Below are 20,507 nucleotides of genomic sequence, written 5' to 3' on the forward strand. Positions count from 1 at the left end.
CGCTGTTTTAAAACAGCTTATTTATTATATTATGCTTACACTTTGTTGTCAATACCTTTTTTTATTTTACTTTAAAAGTTTTATCACTTTTAAAATAAAGCAATCAGCCTCAGCTGACTTAATTTAGTTTACCATTTCTACTTTTTTATGTCAATCATTTTTTACTTCATTTTTTTAAAATTTTAATCTTTATTCTATTAAATTTAAAAGTTCTTCATTAGGCTCCAGTTGATAAGCTTTTTTTAAATATTTTTTATAATTATCATCTTTTTTATTCAATAAAAGTATACCCAAGTTATAATTTAAGATATAACTATCCTCAACTTTAGATAGACCGTCTAAATAAGTTTGTATAGCTTCATCGGAATAGTCCATAGCTATATAGCACATTCCCTTTTGATTATAAAATTGCTCTTCCCTATCATCTAAACTTATAGCTATATCAATACTTTCTAAGGCTTCGTTTATAAATCCCAAATTATATTGACTTAAACTGAAATAGTAATATAGAAGCGACTGTTCCGGATATAATCCAGATACATTTTGTAAAACACCATAGGCATCTTGGAACTTCCCGTAGCTTATATAGGTTTCAGCAATTTCTACATTGGCATAATCCTCCAGCTCCATAAGCACTTCTCTTACTTCTGTCTTTAAATCCTCATAATCACTTTCACTATTTAAAAATTTTTCAAAATACAATTTTGATTTTAAATATTTTTTTAAATCTCTAAATATATATCCCAATCTATAGTAGGCTAAATAATATTCTTCATCCTTACTTATAATTTGTTCATAGGATTTAACTATATTATTTATCATCTTTTCCTTGTCTTTTTCTTCTATTTCATTAAAATAACGGTTATATATATTCTCCAGTATATTTGTCTTCATAAACTTTATTTCATTATCTTCACCTATTATTGAACTTAAGCCATTTAAGTAAATATAACCATCTATCAGCTCATTATTTTCAACTGATTTTGAACTTAAATAAATCACGTAATTTTTTAAATCTCTAATACTGTGATTTAAAATTTCAATATACTTTTCCCTATATTTAAATTCTCCGTCTATTCCCAACAAATAGATAATTCCTTGATTTATCTTCTCTATACTGATTTCTTCTTCAAACTCACTTGTCCTAATTCCCTCTACTAAATTATTTAAATTCATAGGTAGAGGTAAATCTCTATCTATTTTAAAATTGGCAATTTCAGTGTCTTTTTTCAATTCTAAAAAAACTATATTTTTTAACTTCTCTTGTATCTCCATCTCTAAATTCATTAGATACCACCTAAATTTTTCAATTGTTTTTCGTTAATTTTTTACATACATCTAAAAGGACATTCGCTCCATTTTCAATATCTTTATCCTCAGTCTTTTCATTTGGATTGTGACTTATACCTCCGATACTTGGTACGAAAATCATTGCAGTCGGAGCTATTCTGGAAATCATCTGCGCATCATGTCCTGCTCCGGAAGTCATTTTCTTATATGTGAATCCTCTTTTTTTAACCGCTTCTTCTATTATATTTACAATGATTTTATCAAACTTAACCGGATCAAACCTAACTAGCTGCTGAGATTTTATTTTTACTCCGTCAGTTTTTTCCAATTCTTTATAAAATTCCTTTAGTTTGTTTTCTTCCTCTAATAATGTTTCATTGTCAGGATTTCTAAAATCTATAGTAAACTTCACCTCCGCCGGTATTATGTTTATAGCATTTGGCTTAAACTCCATAGTTCCAATAGTAGCAACTGTGGACTTATTTATATTTGCTCTTTCTCTTAAGTATGTGTTGATTTTTGCAGCAACAAGTCCCGCATCTTTTCTTAGATAAGTAGGCGTTGTACCGGCATGGTTTGCTTCACCTAATATAGTAACCTCCTGCCATGAGATTCCCTGTAGGTTTTCTACAACACCTATGGAAATTTCTTCCTTGTCCAAAATAGGACCTTGCTCTACGTGAAGTTCTATATAGTGTTCTATTTCAATAAATCCGGGTTCCCCTATCCCCGGCATATCCAATACGATTTAATTCATCGCCAAGTACTGTCCCGTCAATTCCAATTGTAGATAGAGCTTCATTAATATCTAAACCGCCCGCATAGACTAAAGAGCCCATCATGTCAGGCTGGTACCTAATTCCTTCTTCATTGGTAAATGCTCCTATTACAATAGGACGACCGGGCTTATAATTTAATTCTTTTAAAGTTCTAACAACTTCTATTCCTGAAAGTACACCGTAGCACCCGTCATAAATTCCAGCATCTACTACTGAATCAATATGAGAACCAATCATTAATACCTTTTCATCTTTGTTTTCCTCATCTTCCCAAATTCCAAAAATATTTCCTATCCTATCTACTTCAACTCTAAGTCCAATATCTTCCATTAGCGATACTACGTAGTCTCTTCCCGCTTTATCCTCATCACTTGCGGCAACTCTTGACCTTCTGCCCTCTTTATCTATTCCCTTACTACCAAGTTCCTTTAAAGTACTAACCAATCTATTTCCATTAATAGTACTCATAGTATCTCTCCTTATCCTTCTATATTATATACAGCTTTAATTAACGCCTAATAAAATTGTTTAGACGTATCCTTGTGCCAAATTATATAATAACCAGCAATTAAATACGCCTTTAACTAACAAATTTTAAATTATAGTTTAATTTTACTATTAAATACCACCCATGTACTGTCTCTTTCTCATAGAGCTTGAACTTAAAATCCTAAACAGCTCTCCTCTAAAAACTACATATATGGCAGTTATAACCTGAATCACAAAAGTATGAGCCAGTACCCTAATTGCCACATGTACAGGTATACTCAATGATAAATAGACATCCATTCCCAAAGTTACTTCAATTATATTTCTTTGGATAATGTTTCCAAAGTTGTATCCTAAAACTTGACATACTACCATGTAGATAGCCAAGGGTATTAACCAATGAATAAAATTTTCCTTCATAAAATTCAAAGAATATCCATAGGCAGATGTATAGGATTCTCCTCTTACATAAATTGCTTCTGAGAGAGGATTAAATATTACAAATACCACGATTAAAACTAACTGATACAATGAATATCCAAAGCTACCTCCAACTATGTTTATTAACATCAATATAAAGTAAGCTGAATAAATTGCATAAAAATAATTTTTAAATGAGGAACTTAAATATTTAAAACTTATCCTATTATAAAAATGTAAATCGGAAAGTAGGCTAAAATAACTTGATAATATTAAGGCATAGGCTATTGCTATAATAAATCCCATTAAAAAAGATCCGCCTGTATAAAATCCCACTCTAGATAAAATATTATTTATTAAGAAAAAAATAAAACTATATATAAAGGGCAACAATAAAACTATGGGATTTTTTTTAATTCGGTTTAAAGTTTCCATAGCAGCCTTCTTATATACCATACCTATATCATTTAAATAATTCATATAAATACCTCCATTTGATTATTATACCAAATTAATATCCATATCTTAAACTTTTATAGATAAATATTTGAGAAATCTTTTAATAACTATTATACTTATACTTATAAATAAAGTTAGGAGGATTATATGAAAGATAAGATTAGAAAAATATTGGCTTTAATCTTAATTACATGTTTACTTAGCACACCTTTAAGTGTATTTGCAGAAGAACCTCAATTTTCTGAAATAATTTCTCAAGGTGTTACAAGGGAACAATATACCGTTAACAGAGGTGGCTATGATACTGTAGTTAACGTATTAAAATGCGACCTTACAAACCAATACTTAAATATAGAAGTCGTTGCAGGAGGAGGAAAATATACCAATAAGGCAACTGTTTCCGAAATGGCCAGTAGAACAGATGCCACAGCTCTTGTAAACGGAGACTTTTTCAATATGTTATTACAAGGTGCTCCCGAAGGACCTTCAATTGTAAGCGGAAAACTTGAAAGTTCTCCATGTGTCTATACAGGATTGTACTCTTTAGGTATTACCCAGGATAATACAGCACATATTGAACAAATTCAATTTAGCGGTAAAGTAACTGCCAAGAACGGAAAGTCATACCCTATTGACGGACTTAATAAATCCTACTATTGGTATGACGGAACTAATGAATATTCTCATGAAAATAAAATTCAACTTTACAGTGACTTTTGGGCATCATCTTCAAGAGGAGATAAAAACAATTCCGAAATCCTTGTAAATGGAAATGGTGTTGTTGAACAAATAAGTGAAAATCAAAATTTTAATTTCTCAGTTCCTGATGGAAAGATGATTTTGCAAGCTGACGGACTTGCCTATGATTTCATAAAACAAAATATAAAAGTTGGCGACGTTATAAAAGTGGATTACGCAATTACCCCTCAAAGAGATTTTAAATTTTTAATTGGAGGACATGCGCTTTTAGTAGACAACGGAGAAATTGTTCCATATACCAAGGACGTAAATGTACTTGGCGGAAGCAGAGCCAGAACAGCAGCCGGTATCTCTAAAGACGGCAAAACTCTGTACTTGGTTTCAGCTGAAGGTAGAACTTCCCGAAGTGACGGTTTTAAACTTGAAACCCTAGCTGACTTTATGAAATCCATAGGTTGTCATAGAGCTGTTAACTTAGACGGTGGCGGTTCAACAGCTATGGTCGTTAAAAACCTAGGTGAATTTGAAAGAACCAGAGTTATAAATCCTGAAAGAAATGCAGCTGAAAGAAAAGTAGTAAGCGGAATCGGAATTTATAATACCGCTCCAAGTACCGGAGTTCCTATAGGAGCCAAAATTAAGGGGCCAGACGTTTTAGTAATTGGTCAAAGTGCTGAATACTCTCTTGGCGGAGTTTGGGATGAAAACTACAAACCTATTAATACGGAAAACTCCGTTTATACTTTTTCTTCTGATGAAGCAACAGATGGCGTGTGGGACGGAAAGTGGTTCTTAGCTTTAAATTCCGGTACCGTTAACCTACACTTAACCACTGCTCAAGGATTTAAAACTACAAAGCCAATTGAAGTTAAAGGTTTTGACTATATTGATACACTAAGTGTAAAGGCAAATAAACAAAGAGTCAGTGAAGGTGAAACTATTAATATAACTGCCGAGGCTACTCTAAAAAATAAAGAAAAAGTTGTTTTAAGTCCAAAAGTTTTAGAGTATAGCATTGAGGGTTTTGACGGAAGTTTTGATGAAAACGGCAACTTATTAATAAATGCTCTTAATGATAATCTAAGCGGTAAAGTAACGGTTAAGGCCGGTGATGTAACTGGTAGCACTACGCTTACAGATAATAATGCTAAAATTATAAATATGAATATTGGCAAAAAAGACTACACTTTAAATGACGAAAAGAAAGAAATGGATGCAGCTCCTTACATTAGTAACAATCGTACCTTCGTTCCTGTAAGATTTATAGTAGAAGGCTTTGGCGGAAAAGTTGATTATGATGAAGAAAATAAAGTGGTAAAAGTAACTTATAATAACAATGAGATTTTAATACCTGTTGGCAGCAGTACTATTGAAGTTAATGGAGATGAAGTTACAATTGATGCACCGGCAGTAATTAAGGAAAATCGAACTTACATCCCGGTTAGGTTTGTAGCTGAGGCTTTGGGAATGGAAGTAGATTACAACTCCGCTACTAGAGGAATTACCATTATAGAATTAGCCAAAGAAAATCTACAAACTAATAATGATTTTGATGAAACTATTATAGAGAATATTGAAGAAGAAAATTTAGAGATAAATTTAAATAATGTTGATGAAAACTCTGAAGATGTTCAAAATATAATAATTGAGGGTTCAAAAGAAAACAATACAATTAATTAAACAAAAAATCGATTATCATTTATTTGATAATCGATTTTTTTACGCTCCTAAATAAGCTTCCTTAACTGATTTATCCTCCATTAACTCAATGGAAGTTCCTTCCTTTACAATTTTTCCCGTTTCAAGTACATAGGCTCTATCTGAAATCGAAAGGGCCAAATTTGCATTTTGTTCAACTAAAAGAATAGTTACTCCCTCTTTCTTTAAAGTCTTTATTACATCAAAGATTTTTTCTACAAATAAGGGAGACAAACCCATAGATGGTTCATCTAAAAGAATAAGTCTGGGTCTACTCATAATAGCTCTTCCCATAGCAAGCATTTGCTGCTCGCCTCCGGATAAAGTTCCTGCAAGCTGATCCTTTCTCTCCAATAAAATCGGAAATCTTTCATAGATTTTCTCTATATCTTTATTAATATTTTCTTGGGAATCCCTAACTGTAAAGGCTCCTAATTTTAAATTGTCAAGTACGGAGAGACCTGTGAAAATCCTTCTGCCCTCAGGCACTTGAGCTATTCCATTCTTAGTAATTACATTTGCCTTCGTCTTGGTAATGTCCTTACCTTCAAAAATTACTGTTCCCTCTCTCTTGGGAATAATTCCTGAAATACTTTGAAGTGTAGTAGTTTTACCTGCACCGTTTGCTCCTATTAAACAAACAATTTCTCCTTCATCAACAGTTATATTTACTCCCTTTAGTGCATGGATATTATCGTAATAAACATTTAAATTTGTAACTTCTAACATCTTACGCACCTCCAGAGCCCAAGTAGGCATTAATTACTTTTTCGTCGTTTATAACTTCTATGGGATCTCCCTCTGCCAGTACTTGGCCATAGTTTAAAACCATTAATCTTTCACATATTCCCAGTACAAGTTTCATATCGTGTTCAATTAAAAGTATGGTAATCCCAAATTTATCCCTTATAAATTTTATTGTATTCATTAACTCTTCAGTTTCTGTAGGATTCATTCCCGCCGCAGGTTCATCTAATAGCAGTAGCGACGGATTTGTTGCCATGGCTCTTGCTATTTCGAGCTTCCTTTGTTGTCCATAGGGAAGGGTATTCGCGGAGTATTGTTTGTAATTATCCAAGTCAAAGAGTTTTAAAATTTCCATTGCCTTTGAGTTTACCTCAAACTCTTCCTTCCAATATCCCTTAGTCCTAAACATACCATTTAAAATGGAATATTTCATATCCTTATTCATTGCAATTTTTACATTGTCTAAAACGGAAAGATATCCGAATAACCTAATATTTTGAAAAGTTCTTGCAATTCCCGACTCCACTATTTTGTGAGGTTTAAATCCGTTGATCTTCTCCCCATTTAAAATTATATCGCCTTCAGTAGGTGCATATACTCCTGTAATCATGTTAAATACAGTTGTCTTTCCTGCACCGTTTGGTCCTATAAGTCCAAGCAATTCTCCCTTATTAATTTTCAAATTTAAATCTTTAACCGCCTGCAATCCGCCAAATCTTATTCCCACATTCTCGCAAGTTAAAACCGTATCGCTCATGATTTTTCACCTCTCTTTTTCTGGGATCTATTAACTATGCTGTTAACCAAACCTGTAATAGAAAATTCCTTTCTTCCCAGTAATCCCTCCGGTCTAAAAATCATCATTAATATTAATACCAATGAATACACAATCATTCTATACTCGGCAAACTTTCTCAACATCTCCGGTATAATAGTTAAAACAGTAGATGAAAATACAGCTCCCGTAAAAGAACCCATACCTCCAAGAACTACCATTACCAAAATATCAAAGGATTTATTGTAGCCAAAGTCCTTCGCCCCTATAAAACCTACGTTATGCGCATACATTGCACCGGCGACTCCTGCAAAAAAAGCCGAAAGTGCAAAGGCAAAAGTCTTATAGTAAGTTACATTTATCCCGGAGCTTTGTGCTGCAATTTCATTTTCACGAATGGCAAGTACTGCTCGACCATGACGCGAAGTCATAATTGAAAACATAAGTGCCACAGAAATACACATAACTGCAAATAAAATACCGAAATTCTGAACTCTAGGTATTCCCGCTATACCTTGGGCTCCTCCAGTAAAGTCAAAATATTCAATTAATACTCTTATAATCTCTCCAAAAGCCAATGTTACAATGGCAAGATAATCCCCTTTTAATCTAAGGGTAGGTATTCCTATTAAAACTCCTACTAAACAGGCAAATAAACCTGCCAATAACAATCCCACAACATATCCCGGAATTCCCGGAATAACTCCAGTCTTTGCAAACAGAGCAGCTGTGTACGCTCCAATGGACATAAACCCTGCATGACCTAAGGTAATCTGTCCCAAGTTTCCCACAGTTATATTTAAACTAACTGCAAGGACTATATTTATACATACAAGTCTTATAATTGAAATTCCATAGCTATTTATTATTCCCAGTTTATTAAAGGCAAATACAAGTACATAGAAAAGTACCAGTAATATTAAGATTAAAGTATATATTCCTTTTTTCTGTCTCGTCATAATATCACCTATACCTTTTCCTTTAAATTCTTTCCAAGTAAACCTGTAGGCTTTACTAAAAGAACTACTATTAAAAGTCCAAATACAATGGCGTTGGTAAGTTTGCTGGAAATATAGGCCTTAGTTAGAGCCTCTATAATTCCAAGTATTAAACCGCCTAAAACCGCTCCCGGGATTAATCCTATTCCTCCTACAACTGCCGCAGTAAAAGCTTTTATTCCCAGTGTTGAACCCATAAAGGGATCTACTTGGGGATATGCCGAAACATATAGCACTGCTGCAACACCTGCAAGAGCCGAACCTATAGCAAAAGTCATTGTCAAAGTATTGTCTACGTTAATTCCCACTAATTCCGCAGCAGCATAATCTTCACTAGTAGCCACCATAGCTTTTCCATACTTGGTTTTCTTCATAAATAATTGCAATAAAACAGTTAAAATAAGAGTTATCAATATGGTGTAAAGGCTGGTCTTAGAAATAGTAAAGTTTGCCGTACTAATTGCTGTTCCTTCAAAAATTGGCGGTACCGGTTTTGCCGTAGCCCCAAAAATTTTCATTACGGAATTTTGTAAAAGTAAGCTCACTCCAATTGCAGTTATTAAATTGGCAATTCGCGGGCTGTTCCTTAAAGGCTTATAGGCCAATCTTTCAATTAATACACCAAAAATTGTACATACTATTATTGAAGGTATTATTGCAAGATAAAAAGGAAGTCCCATATTTAAAAGTGCATATTGAATTGCCAAAACTGTAGTATAGGCGCCAATCATTATAATTTCGCCGTGAGCAAAGTTAATTAAAAGTGCTATTCCATATACCATGGTATATCCCAAAGCCACAAGAGCATATATGGAACCCAGTTGCAATCCATTGATAATCTGTAGTATTAAACCCACTTTGGTCTCCTTTCTCTAATCATAAAAGCGGCAAAAAAAGGCTTTTGCCGCTTATTACATATGCTTATCTTCTATTCCGGTGAAACTACTGAGTCAAAAGTATATTCTCCATCAGCTATTTTTATAATAGTTGCAGTTTTTACAGGGTTGTTGTTTTCACCGAATTTTATTGAACCGGTTACTCCTTCAATTTCCACAGCCTTAATGGCTTCAACTATATCTTCATTTGAAAGTGACTTTGCTGATTCAATAGCTTCTTTATAGATATAAACTGTATCGTATCCAAGTGCCGCAAAAGCAGATGGAGCTTCATTGTATTTTTCTTCATAAGCTTTTACAAAGTTTTGAACTTTTTCAGCATCATCTTTTACTGAATAGTGATTTGTAAAGTAAACGCCGTCAAAAGATGATTCCGTTCCATCAACTGCTATGGCTAAAACACCATCCCAACCGTCCGGTCCAACTATAGTCGCATCTATTTCAAGTTCCTTCGCCTGTGTTAAAATAGTTACGTCTTTTTCATAGTACTCAGGAATTAACAATACATCAGGTTCTTTTTCTTTAATCTTTGTAAGTTGAACTTTAAAGTCCACATCATCTTCACTGTAGCCTTCGTCTGCTACAATTTCAATTCCCTTAGCCTCAGCTTGAACTTTAAAAGCATCTGCTACTCCGTTTGAATAATCATCGTTATTATTTCTTAAAACAGCAGCTTTTTTAGCTTGCAACTTGTCAGCTGAAAAGTTAGCTAGTATTTGTCCCTGTAACGGGTCTGTAAAACAAGTTCTAAATACATTGTCCTTTCCTTCAGTTATAGATTCCATAGTACCTGTTGGAGTAATTATTGGAGTAAAATCATCTACAGAATTTTCTGCAACAGCAACTGTAGGTTTAGAAGTTATTCCTCCTATAATTCCATGAACTCCTTGTTCCACTAATTTTGTGTAAATAGTAACAGATTCTGTCGGATCGGCCTTGTCATCTTCAGAAGTATATTCAACTTGCTTTCCACCAATACCTCCATTTGCATTGATCTCATCAATAGCAAGTTTTATTCCGTTTTCAGTAGTATTTCCATAAACAGCAGCTGCTCCGGTTTTAGGAATAATACCTCCAAGTTTTATAACCTCTGCTTCAGCTGTATCTCCGCCATTTGCCGCATTACCGTTATTGCCATTACCGCCACAAGCTGTTAACAACATTGTCATTGACAAAATTGCCACTAATAATTTTTTCTTCATTTAGTTTCCTCCCACATATTAAGATTTTTTCCATTATATCATTTATATTTAGCTTATCAAAGGATAAAAAACAAATTATTTTTAAAATAAGTTACTAACTGAAATATAAGAAATTAAATAGTATGACATAATATTTTAATTTCCTGTAATTTTTTTCAATTTCAAACGTAGTACTTATTAGAAAGGCAAATAAATATTAATTATACTGTGCATAGTTAATTTAATACAATATAATAAGGAGGTTGCAATGGAAAATGTAACTACAGATTACTACAGGGAGGTAATTGATACTTTGAGCTTCGATGAAATCTATGAAAAGTTCTATACTAAAGTCTATCGATACGTTGGATATAGAATCTATAACAAAAGTGACGTTGAAGATTTAGTGTCACAAATTTTCCTTAAAATATATAAAAATTTTAACAGCTATAATTCCAATAGCGGTTCTTACTCCCAATGGATATTTACTATTGCAGGTAATACAATTAAAGACTACCATAGAAAAAATTCCATTAGAAATATTCTGTCCTTAGGAGCGCTTAATAAAGAACCTGAAGATGATTTTTCTATGGAGGAAAACTTTGAACGTCTAGATGAATATAAATATCTTAGAAAAATTATTCACAACCTTCCAAAAAGAGAACAGAATTTAATTTCTTTACGCTATGGTGCGGAACTTAGTTACGATGAAATAGCAGGAATTATGAAACTTAAACCGAATCATGTGGGAGTTCTGCTCCATCGCAGTTTAAAGAAGATAAAAAGTAATATGGAGGAATATTATGATAAATAAAGATTTAGATAAATTGCTCTATGACCTTGTAGACAATGGCGAAGAAAGCAAAAATAAAATATATAATAATACCGTCCAGCACAAAGATAAAAAGAAAATGAAATTCAAACCTCTAGTAGTTACTTGTATACTACTTCTAATCCTTACTACCTCAGGAATTGCAAGAGATGTTTATAACTACGTCACATCTTCAGATCTGCCATCGGGAGAACACATAGAATCCCACGAAGACAAGTATTCACTTCGTCATAAAATACCGATGCCCATACCGAAATTTTTAAATTTAGCAGGAAAGGTTTTTGATGAAGATGGCAAAAAAATTCATTTAATTACAGGAAATGATTGGCATGAAAAGCTATTTATATGGAATGAAGGTAAAGATTCTACTCTTTACAATATAAAAGGCGAACCCATTGTAGACTATGATAAGGAAAAAGGAGAAGTTTTTACTGCTGCTGAACGAGAAGCAAAAATAAAAAAAATAACTTTAGAAGAGGCATTGCCAAAGCTCACCTTTAATCCTTTTATTTTAAAAGACGATTATGATTTTGAATACGTCATTGGAAATAATATTGATGAATTCGATAAATCTGATTACCTATTTATTAAATATCAAATGGGCGACAAGGATATCTCAATTACAGAAAAGAAAGCTATACCTGAAACTATTATCTATGGATCCTTTGACCAAAAGATAATAGAGAAAGAAATTGAAGGAGTTAAACTACAGATAATGGAAACTACCCTTACCTTTGAAAAAGATGGAGTAATAGTTACTTTCAGTATTGAAAAAGATGGGAAAACAGTGAGAGCTACTCCTGAAGAATTAATAAATATTTATAAGGGCTTTGTTCCCTATGAAGCTAATTAAATAATATTGAAAAATATAGAAAAACCACTTTAAATCAATCAAAGTGGTTTTCTATATTGACTTTATATTTTATAGAGCACCTCTTCTAATTAAAGATTTTTAGTTACTACTTTAACTACAAAGATAAATGTAGTTTTTTTAACTATTAAGTTAAAGAATTTTTTTAACTTACAAGTTCAACAAAACTTTACAATAAATTAAAACTTCTATTTGTAATGATTTATTACTATTGTATTTCTCCTATGATTAAAACTTAGGTGAAAAATTATTTTTTTATTCTCATATATTACTTTCTATACCATCAAAAAATAATTTTAGTATAAGCTAGGCATTAAACTTTTATGTTTAAGTTTTAATCCTCCAATAAATTTACTTTGTTTTACTTTTATTTGGACTTAATACCAATATAATAGTAGATGCACATATTAATATTATAGCAATAATATTTAAGCCACTTAATTTTTCATGTAGGATAAAGACTCCCACTATTAAACTAGTTACAGGTTCAAAAGCACTTAATATTGAAGCCTGCTTTGCACTTATTGAAAGAATTGCCCTTTGATAAAAATTCGCAGCCCCCACACTTAATACAGCCGAATAGAGTATTAGGATTAATAGGTTTTTAGCTGAAGAAATATTAAAATTTATTCCTCCTGAAGGCAAGGAAACAACGTAGGCCATTATACTACTAAATAATATTAAATAAAAACTTAATTTAATTACATTCATGCTTCCCAACCCACTTTTTTCTAACCAAATGGAATATAGAGCATAAGTTAATCCCGATCCGAAAGATAATATAATGCCAAATATATTGTTAACTTCTCTAAAGTCCATTAACATTGTTATTCCAAGCATAGCAAATATAATGCATGTTTTTTCTCCACTTTTTGCTTTTTCTTTATATATTAAAACCGATGCTAAAAAAATTAAAATGGGATAAGAAAAATGTATAGTCGTTGCAGCTCCAGAAGATATGTAATTATAAGAATAATACAATAAAATCGGAGTGAAAACATAGCCAAGAGATAAGATTAATAGCTTTAGAAATTCATCTTTCGTAATTAATAAATTTTCTTTATAAACATACTTTGCCATAAACCAAAGTATTGCAATAGACATAGCATTTCTGTAAAAAACTGCATCAATTGCATTCATTCCTATTCCATAGACTTTTTTAGTCATCAACGGCATCAAGCCAAAGATAACTGCCGAAATAATTGCATATAAATATCCAGATTTTAAGTTTCTCATTTAAACCCCATTTCTTTAATTATATAAAATTATAATAAATAAAAATAAGTACCGTCTATCTTAATATAATAACATAGCTGGTACTTTAAAAAATTCAAATTACTTACATTTTTTCAGGAGCTTCTACTCCAATTAAGTTAAGTCCTTCTTTAATTACTGTCTTAACAGCATAACAAAGCATAAGTCTAGTGTTTTTAAGAAGCTCATCCTCTATTAAAATTTGAGTTGAATTGTAATACTTGTTAAATTCTTTAGCCAACTCAACAGTATACCTAGTTACAAAGTAAGGCTCATATTTTTCATGAGCATCAATTACTATATCAGTAAATTTATAAAGCAATCTTAGTATATTAATTTCTTCCTCTTTAGTTAAAAGAGAAGGATCATACTTATTATTAAGGCTGAAATTTCCTTTTTCCAGCAGAGAGGAAATTCTGGCATGAACGTATTGAACATAGGGTCCGGTTTCCCCTTCAAAGGAAAGCGTCTTTTCCCAATCAAAGACATAATCTTTAATCCTTTGATTAAAAAGTTCTTGGAATTTAACAGCTCCAATACCTACTTGGGCTGATAGCTCCTCCTTATTTTCAATTTTTATTCCCTTATCTTCCTCTCTAGCAGTTAAAATCTCTTCAACTTTTTCCTTTGCTTTATTTAATACATCCTCAAGATATACAACTCTTCCCTTTCTTGTAGAAAGTGTACCATCTTCAAGAGATACCATACCAAAGGCAACGTGTACAATTTCATCTGCCCAGTCATAACCCATTTCTTTTAAAACAGCTTTAAGCTGTTTAAAGTGAAGTATCTGTTGAGAACCTACTACATAGATATTCTTATAGGGTTTATAAGTGTCATGTCTATACTTAGCAGCTGCTAAATCTCGCGTAATATAAATTGTAGAGCCATCAGATTTTATAATTAATGATGGAGGTAAATCATATTTTTCCAAATCTACAATTTGTGCCCCCTCTGATTCCGTAAGTGCTCCGCTGCTCTTTAAGCGTTCTACTATTGCAGGCATTTTATCCGAATAAAAGCTCTCACCTGCATAGGAATCATAATGAATATCAAGCATATCATAAACTTTATTAAACTCCTTTAGAGATACGTCTCTAATCCACTGCCAAAGCTCGGTTTCTTCTTTTCCTCCATTTTCCAATGCAGTAAAAGCCTTTCTTGAATCTTCAAGCAAAGTAGGATCTTCTTCCATTTCAGCGTTTATTTTAACATATAATTTCAGAAGTTCGGAAATAGGATTTTCTTCAATTACTTTAATATCTCCCCACTTCCTTATAGCCACAATTAAAAGTCCAAATTGTGTACCGTAGTCACCAAGATGATTTATAGAAATTGTATTATAGCCTAAGAAATCGTAAATTCGTTTTATTGCATCTCCAATAATAGTGGTTCTAATATGTCCTATATGGAAAGGTTTGGCAATGTTTGGAGAGGAATATTCCACAATTACATTTCTCCCCTCTCCTATATTAACTTTCCCAAAATTTCCCTGCCTATTATGAGCTTCATTTAAAACTTCACTTGAAAGTTTTTCCTTATTTACAAAAAAATTAATATAGGCGGATTGCGACTCAACCTTTTCAAAATATTCACTTTCTATAGACTCCGCTATTTCAGCGGCTATTATTGCAGGATTCTTTCTGTAAACCTTAGCCAATGAAAAAACCGGAAATGCATAATCTCCCATTTCATAATTTGGAGGTGTCTCTATGGAATTTCTAATTTCTTCCTCTGTAAGATTTTCAATTTTATTTGCTAAGAGCTTTACAATTTCCTCTTTAAAATCAATCATAGTTTCTCCTTTTCTCGTTATAATTTAATAAAATTTATTATACATCACTTATTTTAATTCCACAATGCTGACGCCCATTCCGCCCTCATTGTAGTTGGCATCTTTAACGGACTTTACATTTTTATTTTTCCTTAAATCCTGTTGCAATTTATCCCTTAAAACGCCCGTACCCTTACCATGAATTATTCTAACACTTTTTATTCCCGAAAGGTATGCATCATCAACATATTTATCCACTATTACTTTAGCTTCATCAAAATTTTTACCTCTTACATCTATTTCCGATTTTATAAATCTGGATTTTGTATCAATAATTCGCTTTACCTTACTTTTGCTTTTCTCTTCACTTTTATCTGAGTAGACAAGGGTATTCTTCGGAAGTTTCATTTTCATCATACCCATTTGAACCAGAACATTATCGTCATTATCAGGCAGTTCCAATACAACTCCCTCCACATTTAGCGAAACGGATTTTACGCTGTCTCCGATCTTTAAATCTTTAACGGGTTTTTTAGCCTTTTCTAATTTAATTTCATATCCATCATCAGAAACCTTTTTAATATTATCTCTAAATAGATCCTGTGCCTGTTGCAATCTTCTTGCCTGTTCCGTAGTTAACTCAGCTTTAATTTCATTTATCTCTTCAATTATTAAATCAATTTCCCCTCTTACTTGATTTAACATTTTTTTAGCTTCCTGTTTTGCATCTCTAAGAACTTTATCCCTTTGAGCTTTAACTTTTTCAATTTCTTTCTTAAGCTCTTCATTTTTTAACTCAAGCTCCATTTGACTTTGCTCAGCTCTTAATTTATGTTCCTCTATTTTACTTCTGTCCTCTTCTATGGACTGTAGTACATTTTCAAATTCAATATTATCTTCACTTATTAAATCTCTTGCGTAGTCAATAATTTCATCAGATAGCCCAAGTCTTTTGGAAATTTCAAAGGCATTTGATTTTCCCGGAACCCCTATTAGAAGTTTGTAGGTAGGAGATAGTGTATCTACATTAAATTCCATTGACGCATTGGCAACTCCATCTACAGTTAAAGCATATATTTTAAGTTGGTTATAGTGAGTTGTAGAAACCGTCCTTATTTTTCTTTGCAGCATATAGTCCATAATAGCTCTTGCCAATGCCGCACCTTCAGTAGGATCCGTTCCCGCTCCAAGTTCATCAAAAAGCACTAGGGACTTTTCATTTGCCCTTTTTAATATTTCAACAATATTTACCATATGGGAGGAAAAAGTTGAAAGCGACTGCTCAATACTTTGTTCATCGCCTATATCCGCAAGTACTTCCTCAAAAATTCCCATTTCAGAACTTTCCTGTGCAGGAATGTGCAAGCCGTATTGAACCATTAAAGTCAAAAGTCCTAAAGTTTTTAAAGTAACAGTCTTTCCGCCAGTATTGGGACCGGTAACTATTAAAGAAGTAAATTCATCCCCTAGGTAAATATCTATGGGAACTACTTTTTCCACATTTAAAAGAGGATGTCTTGCCTCTTTTAAGTTTATATAACATCTGTCATTTAATATAGGTCTGTTTCCCTTTAACTCAATGGAAAGTTTCCCCTTTGCAAATATAAAATCCAACTCTTTTAATATTTCTTCATTTGCTTCCACTTGATATCCTATATCTGCCACTAATTCAGATAATCTCAAAAGAATTTTTTCAATTTCATCTCTTTCTTCCGCCTGCAAAGTCTTTAACTCATTATTTAAATTAACAACTGCCATAGGCTCTACATAAACTGTTTGTCCACTTGAACTTACGTCATGGACCAAACCCTTTACTTTGGATTTGTTTTCCTGCTTTACGGGAACTACGTACCTTCCCTCTCTTATAGTTACTATGGAGTCCTGTAAATACTGTCTTTCAGAGTCACTTGTTACTATGGAGTTTAATTTATCTCTTATTGCATCTTTCTTTTTCAATATCTGTCTTCTTATTGAAGCCAACTTTGAAGATGCGTTGTCCGAAATTTCATTTTCTGAGATAATAGCGTTATTTATCTCATCTTCAACACTTTTAAAAGTATTTAAGCTTGTAGCAAGTTGCTCAAGCAAGGGGAAATTCTCCGCTCCCTCTTCAAAATTAAAATATTTTTTTAAGTACCTTGAAACTCTTAAAAAATCCGAAATTTTTATAAGTGCTCCAGGACTTAAACTGCCACCTATTTTAACTCTTCTCATATAATCCCTCATTGGGTATATGCCAAAAAGTGGTGGTTCTCCTTTTTTTATAATTATACTTGAAGCTTCTGAAGTTTCATCAAGCCTTCGATTAATTTCATTTATATCAGTGGAAAGTAATTCCTCAGAAGCTTTAGCTCTACCTAAATCCGATACGATAATAGAATTTAATCTGTCTAAAATCTTATCAAACTCAAGTACTCGCTTGGATTTTTCAACTAAATTATCCATTTAAAATCCCCCTATTATAATGACCATAGGTTATATTTTCATATTTTTTTATTAACATTTCTTTAAGTTGTGAGCTGTCCACATCTTTTCTTTCTATTGCCTCTTTATATAATGAGCTGGTAAAGTTTATATCCTCTCTAAGATTTAATTTAAAACTTGAAACTCCATAATTTTTAAGTTTTTGCAGTTTGTCTATTAATACTATGGGATAGGGGTTAAAAATTTCCGAAACTCCATTATATCTTTCTACTAAAAAGTCCACATTCCTTTTATCTCTAATATAAAATCCCTTTTCAAAGTTACAATTTCGGCAATCAACATCACTACTACAATTTTTAACTATTGATGCAGGACAGTGCTTCATAGTCATTACCGGTACCAAACCATGAGCTAAAACCTCAATTACATCTCCGTAATTTTTTGCTATGGTCCTAATTTGAGAGCTATTAACCTCAGGTGATAGGATAATTCTATTAAAATTCTGTTCTAAAAGGAATTTCACACTGAATGAATTAAAAATATTTAAACCTATATCTGCAACTTTTCTGATTTTTAAATTTTTAAATTTTTCTACTTGCCCTATATTATTTATAAGAATTTCATCTATTATATCTAAGTGGTTATTAATAAAATTAAAATCTTCTTCTAATTCAGTTGAATTTTGAAATTTTCTTAAAACTACACTTACTTTTAAATCATTAGCTCTTAGATAATCTGTTATTTCCGCTGTAAAAACCTTAATAGGAATATAAATTCCCTTTACCTTTGATGTTTCCAGCTCTTTCAAAGAACTTAAATTATATATTTCAACTCTTATACCCACTTCTTTTTCTCCAGGTTCTCTATTTATATTAAAATCAGAATCATTAATTGTAATAGTTTCCCTATCTACGGAAATAAAAATATTATTTAACTTTTCAATAGCTTCTCTTCTTAAACTGTTTAATATTGAAATCGGTAAAAATATATTGTCATCACTATTAATTTCAATACTATTTAACTTATAGACACTATCTCCCAGTTTAGAAAGATTTTCTTTTATTTTCTCCTCAGTTAATGGAGCTTTTTTAGCTTCTTCGACAATAGCATTAGAAAATACTTCCACCTCTATATCTTCAGAGCTAACTCTTATATTAGGTTTCTCACCTAGTTTAAAATTTCCCTTTATATCTATGGTTCTATATTTAGGCTCACTGTTTAAATCTCTTTCTATATTATCCGATAACTCTTTAGAATAGGTTTTATAAATTCTAGAACCAACTGCAAGATTTTTATTGGTTTTAAAAATATACTTACCTTCTGTGTTAAAGTTGGAATTAAATCCGAAGCTTTTTTCCTTGCTGAAAATTTCAAGTCCGTCGCCTCCTTCTATGGGATAAGTAAAGTTTAAAATATATCCGTCTTTAACTTTTTTTAAAACTTCTCCTACTAAAATCCCTCTGTTGTCCGGTCGGTCATAGGATATAAAGGCTCTGCCAAAGTCTCCATTAAAAAGCCCCTTAGTAAATCCTCTATTAAATATTTGTTCTGTATTTTCCAAATCAACCTTGTTTAAATTTTCTTCCAAAGCCTTTTTATAACTGGATACAATTTGATATACGTATTGAGGTTTTTTCATTCTACCCTCTATTTTAAGAGAGTAAACTCCTCTTTTTACATAATCATCTACAGTTAAAAGAGTGTTTAAATCCTTGGGAGATAGAATATATTTTTCTTCAGAGATAAGGTCTTTCTTTAAATTTAAAATACCATATTCCTTTCTACAAGGTTGGGCACATTCTCCTCTATTGCCCGATCTGCCCCCTATCATGGAGCTCATAAGACATTCCCCTGAAAAACAAACACAAAGGGCTCCGTGAACAAAGCCCTCTATTTCAATATTCGTATTCTCTTTTATTTTATTAATTTCATCCAGTTCCGTTTCCCTTGCAAGTACAACTCTGTTAAAGCCTAAATTTTCAACTGCTTTTGCTCCGTAAAAATTATTAATTGCCATTTGAGTACTTGCGTGAATATCAAAATTCTTAAAAATACTTTTAGCTAAAATTCCGAAACCTAAATCCTGAACGATTATACCGTCTACTCCTATTTCATACAAATAGTTTGTAAAATCAATAGCCTCTTTTACTTCACTATCTTCTAATAAAATATTCATTGTAACGTATATTTTCACTTTTCTTAAGTGCGCAAAATCTACAGCCCTTTTTAAATCCTCATCGGAAAAATTTTTTGCCTTTGCCCTTGCGCCGAAATTTTTCCCGCCAAGATAAACAGCATTGCAACCTGCTGTTATCCCCGCTTTTAAAGATTCAAAATCACCTGCCGGAGCAAGTATTTCATAACTATTTTCATTCATTAGTTTTCAATTTCCCTACTTAAATCTATTATTCTCTTTTGAGCATCATAAATTTGTTCTTCTAAAGTTTTTTTGTCCTTTTTAAGATTCTCAATTTCAGCTTGTAGCTCAATAAATTCTTTATCTCTGCTGATTTTTTCCAATCTCAATTCTTTATTTTCAGCTTCCAAGTCTCTTACTTCATCTCTATATTTGGAAATTAGTTTATCACTTTTTTCTTTGTCATCTATAAGTGTCTTTTGGAACTTCTTTAATTCATCAATAGTTTTAAGACTGTCCCTATAAAGCTCGCCGTTTTTATCTAACTTTTGTACTTTATTCTGTTCGCTTTTAAACTTTTCTTTTTCATCAAGTATGTTTAAAGCCGTTAAAACCAAGCATTGAGTTTGATTTAATTTATAATTGGACTTTTGAACTTTCTTTATTCTATCATTTAGCGACTTCGCCAGACTTTTTATATAATTAGCATCTTCATCACCAACTACATAAAAATTCATATCATTAATTTGAACTTTTACTTTTTTATCCGTTGCCACAATAATCC

General features: G+C 32.1%; 17 protein-coding genes. 3 read left to right on the forward strand and 14 right to left on the reverse strand.

The features are described from left to right. Nucleotides 1–189: 189 nt before the first annotated feature. From EF514_RS05265 to EF514_RS05275, 4 genes are all read right to left on the reverse strand, one after another. A complete protein-coding gene (locus tag EF514_RS05265; protein ID WP_127724391.1) occupies nucleotides 190–1,287 on the reverse strand; it encodes a tetratricopeptide repeat protein in 1,098 nt (365 codons plus the stop codon). Nucleotides 1,288–1,306: 19 nt separating this feature from the next. Further along, nucleotides 1,307–2,026 carry a hydantoinase/carbamoylase family amidase gene (locus EF514_RS10875; protein ID WP_205666374.1) on the reverse strand — a complete coding sequence of 240 codons (720 nt, stop codon included), beginning with the start codon at nucleotides 2,024–2,026 and terminating at the stop codon, nucleotides 1,307–1,309. Continuing rightward, complete coding sequence (locus tag EF514_RS10880; protein ID WP_205666375.1) at nucleotides 1,995–2,537, reverse strand: M20/M25/M40 family metallo-hydrolase; 543 nt, start codon at nucleotides 2,535–2,537, stop codon at nucleotides 1,995–1,997. The genes EF514_RS10875 and EF514_RS10880 overlap by 32 nt, the downstream gene beginning before the upstream one ends. Before the next feature lie 150 nt (nucleotides 2,538–2,687). Continuing rightward, entirely contained in the window at nucleotides 2,688–3,458 is a 771-nt protein-coding gene (locus EF514_RS05275) for a hypothetical protein (RefSeq protein WP_127724392.1), read from the reverse strand. A gap of 126 nt (nucleotides 3,459–3,584) precedes the next feature. Between EF514_RS05275 and EF514_RS05280 the strand changes: the two genes are divergently transcribed. Further along, complete coding sequence (locus EF514_RS05280) at nucleotides 3,585–5,816, forward strand: stalk domain-containing protein (protein ID WP_127724393.1); 2,232 nt, start codon at nucleotides 3,585–3,587, stop codon at nucleotides 5,814–5,816. A 39-nt stretch (nucleotides 5,817–5,855) separates the two neighbouring features. Here EF514_RS05280 and EF514_RS05285 read toward each other — a convergent pair whose 3' ends face one another. From EF514_RS05285 to EF514_RS05305, 5 genes are all read right to left on the reverse strand, one after another. After that, nucleotides 5,856–6,563, reverse strand: coding sequence for an ABC transporter ATP-binding protein (locus EF514_RS05285; RefSeq protein ID WP_127724394.1), 708 nt, complete (start codon nucleotides 6,561–6,563; stop codon nucleotides 5,856–5,858). A 1-nt stretch (nucleotide 6,564) separates the two neighbouring features. Then, a complete protein-coding gene (locus EF514_RS05290) occupies nucleotides 6,565–7,338 on the reverse strand; it encodes an ABC transporter ATP-binding protein (RefSeq protein WP_127724395.1) in 774 nt (257 codons plus the stop codon). After that, a complete protein-coding gene (locus EF514_RS05295; protein ID WP_127724396.1) occupies nucleotides 7,335–8,315 on the reverse strand; it encodes a branched-chain amino acid ABC transporter permease in 981 nt (326 codons plus the stop codon). The genes EF514_RS05290 and EF514_RS05295 overlap by 4 nt, the downstream gene beginning before the upstream one ends. An 8-nt stretch (nucleotides 8,316–8,323) precedes the next feature. Continuing rightward, nucleotides 8,324–9,211, reverse strand: coding sequence for a branched-chain amino acid ABC transporter permease (locus EF514_RS05300; RefSeq protein ID WP_127724397.1), 888 nt, complete (start codon nucleotides 9,209–9,211; stop codon nucleotides 8,324–8,326). Nucleotides 9,212–9,282: 71 nt separating this feature from the next. Continuing rightward, nucleotides 9,283–10,452 carry an ABC transporter substrate-binding protein gene (locus tag EF514_RS05305; protein ID WP_127724398.1) on the reverse strand — a complete coding sequence of 390 codons (1,170 nt, stop codon included), beginning with the start codon at nucleotides 10,450–10,452 and terminating at the stop codon, nucleotides 9,283–9,285. A 247-nt stretch (nucleotides 10,453–10,699) separates the two neighbouring features. Here EF514_RS05305 and EF514_RS05310 point away from each other — a divergent pair, with 247 nt between their 5' ends. Continuing rightward, nucleotides 10,700–11,245, forward strand: coding sequence for an RNA polymerase sigma factor (locus EF514_RS05310; RefSeq protein ID WP_127724399.1), 546 nt, complete (start codon nucleotides 10,700–10,702; stop codon nucleotides 11,243–11,245). Further along, on the forward strand, nucleotides 11,235–12,116 hold the full coding sequence (locus tag EF514_RS05315) for a hypothetical protein (RefSeq protein ID WP_127724400.1): 882 nt from the start codon (nucleotides 11,235–11,237) through the stop codon (nucleotides 12,114–12,116). The genes EF514_RS05310 and EF514_RS05315 overlap by 11 nt, the downstream gene beginning before the upstream one ends. 369 nt (nucleotides 12,117–12,485) lie before the next feature. Here the strand turns inward: EF514_RS05315 and EF514_RS05320 are convergent, their stop codons facing one another. From EF514_RS05320 to EF514_RS05340, 5 genes are all read right to left on the reverse strand, one after another. Next, a complete protein-coding gene (locus tag EF514_RS05320) occupies nucleotides 12,486–13,370 on the reverse strand; it encodes a DMT family transporter (RefSeq protein ID WP_127724401.1) in 885 nt (294 codons plus the stop codon). A 103-nt stretch (nucleotides 13,371–13,473) separates the two neighbouring features. Continuing rightward, on the reverse strand, nucleotides 13,474–15,183 hold the full coding sequence (gene argS / locus EF514_RS05325) for an arginine--tRNA ligase (protein WP_127724402.1): 1,710 nt from the start codon (nucleotides 15,181–15,183) through the stop codon (nucleotides 13,474–13,476). Between the two features lie 48 nt (nucleotides 15,184–15,231). After that, nucleotides 15,232–17,607, reverse strand: a complete 2,376-nt coding sequence (locus EF514_RS05330) for an endonuclease MutS2 (RefSeq protein ID WP_127724403.1) — start codon at nucleotides 17,605–17,607, stop codon at nucleotides 15,232–15,234. Then, the gene (locus EF514_RS05335) at nucleotides 17,600–19,963 is read right to left on the reverse strand and encodes a U32 family peptidase (RefSeq protein ID WP_127724404.1); all 2,364 of its coding nucleotides are present in this window, start codon (nucleotides 19,961–19,963) and stop codon (nucleotides 17,600–17,602) included. The genes EF514_RS05330 and EF514_RS05335 overlap by 8 nt, the downstream gene beginning before the upstream one ends. Next, nucleotides 19,963–20,499, reverse strand: coding sequence for a cell division protein ZapA (locus EF514_RS05340; protein ID WP_127724405.1), 537 nt, complete (start codon nucleotides 20,497–20,499; stop codon nucleotides 19,963–19,965). Before EF514_RS05340 ends, EF514_RS05335 begins: the two co-directional genes overlap by 1 nt. Between the last annotated feature and the right edge of the window lie 8 nt (nucleotides 20,500–20,507).

The organism is Anaerosphaera multitolerans, from assembly GCF_004006535.1.
Lineage (GTDB): Bacteria > Bacillota > Clostridia > Tissierellales > Peptoniphilaceae > Anaerosphaera > Anaerosphaera multitolerans.

Coding starts and splice junctions, on each gene's coding strand:
- EF514_RS05305 (WP_127724398.1), bottom strand. CDS start 10,452: ATGAAGAAAAAATTATTAGTGGCAATTTTGTCAATGACAATGTTGTTA.
- EF514_RS05280 (WP_127724393.1), top strand. CDS start 3,585: ATGAAAGATAAGATTAGAAAAATATTGGCTTTAATCTTAATTACATGT.
- argS (WP_127724402.1), bottom strand. CDS start 15,183: ATGATTGATTTTAAAGAGGAAATTGTAAAGCTCTTAGCAAATAAAATT.
- EF514_RS05290 (WP_127724395.1), bottom strand. CDS start 7,338: ATGAGCGATACGGTTTTAACTTGCGAGAATGTGGGAATAAGATTTGGC.
- EF514_RS05265 (WP_127724391.1), bottom strand. CDS start 1,287: ATGAATTTAGAGATGGAGATACAAGAGAAGTTAAAAAATATAGTTTTT.
- EF514_RS05275 (WP_127724392.1), bottom strand. CDS start 3,458: ATGAATTATTTAAATGATATAGGTATGGTATATAAGAAGGCTGCTATG.
- EF514_RS05285 (WP_127724394.1), bottom strand. CDS start 6,563: ATGTTAGAAGTTACAAATTTAAATGTTTATTACGATAATATCCATGCA.
- EF514_RS05330 (WP_127724403.1), bottom strand. CDS start 17,607: ATGGATAATTTAGTTGAAAAATCCAAGCGAGTACTTGAGTTTGATAAG.
- EF514_RS05315 (WP_127724400.1), top strand. CDS start 11,235: ATGATAAATAAAGATTTAGATAAATTGCTCTATGACCTTGTAGACAAT.
- EF514_RS05310 (WP_127724399.1), top strand. CDS start 10,700: ATGGAAAATGTAACTACAGATTACTACAGGGAGGTAATTGATACTTTG.
- EF514_RS10875 (WP_205666374.1), bottom strand. CDS start 2,026: ATGCCGGGGATAGGGGAACCCGGATTTATTGAAATAGAACACTATATA.
- EF514_RS05335 (WP_127724404.1), bottom strand. CDS start 19,963: ATGAATGAAAATAGTTATGAAATACTTGCTCCGGCAGGTGATTTTGAA.
- EF514_RS10880 (WP_205666375.1), bottom strand. CDS start 2,537: ATGAGTACTATTAATGGAAATAGATTGGTTAGTACTTTAAAGGAACTT.
- EF514_RS05320 (WP_127724401.1), bottom strand. CDS start 13,370: ATGAGAAACTTAAAATCTGGATATTTATATGCAATTATTTCGGCAGTT.
- EF514_RS05295 (WP_127724396.1), bottom strand. CDS start 8,315: ATGACGAGACAGAAAAAAGGAATATATACTTTAATCTTAATATTACTG.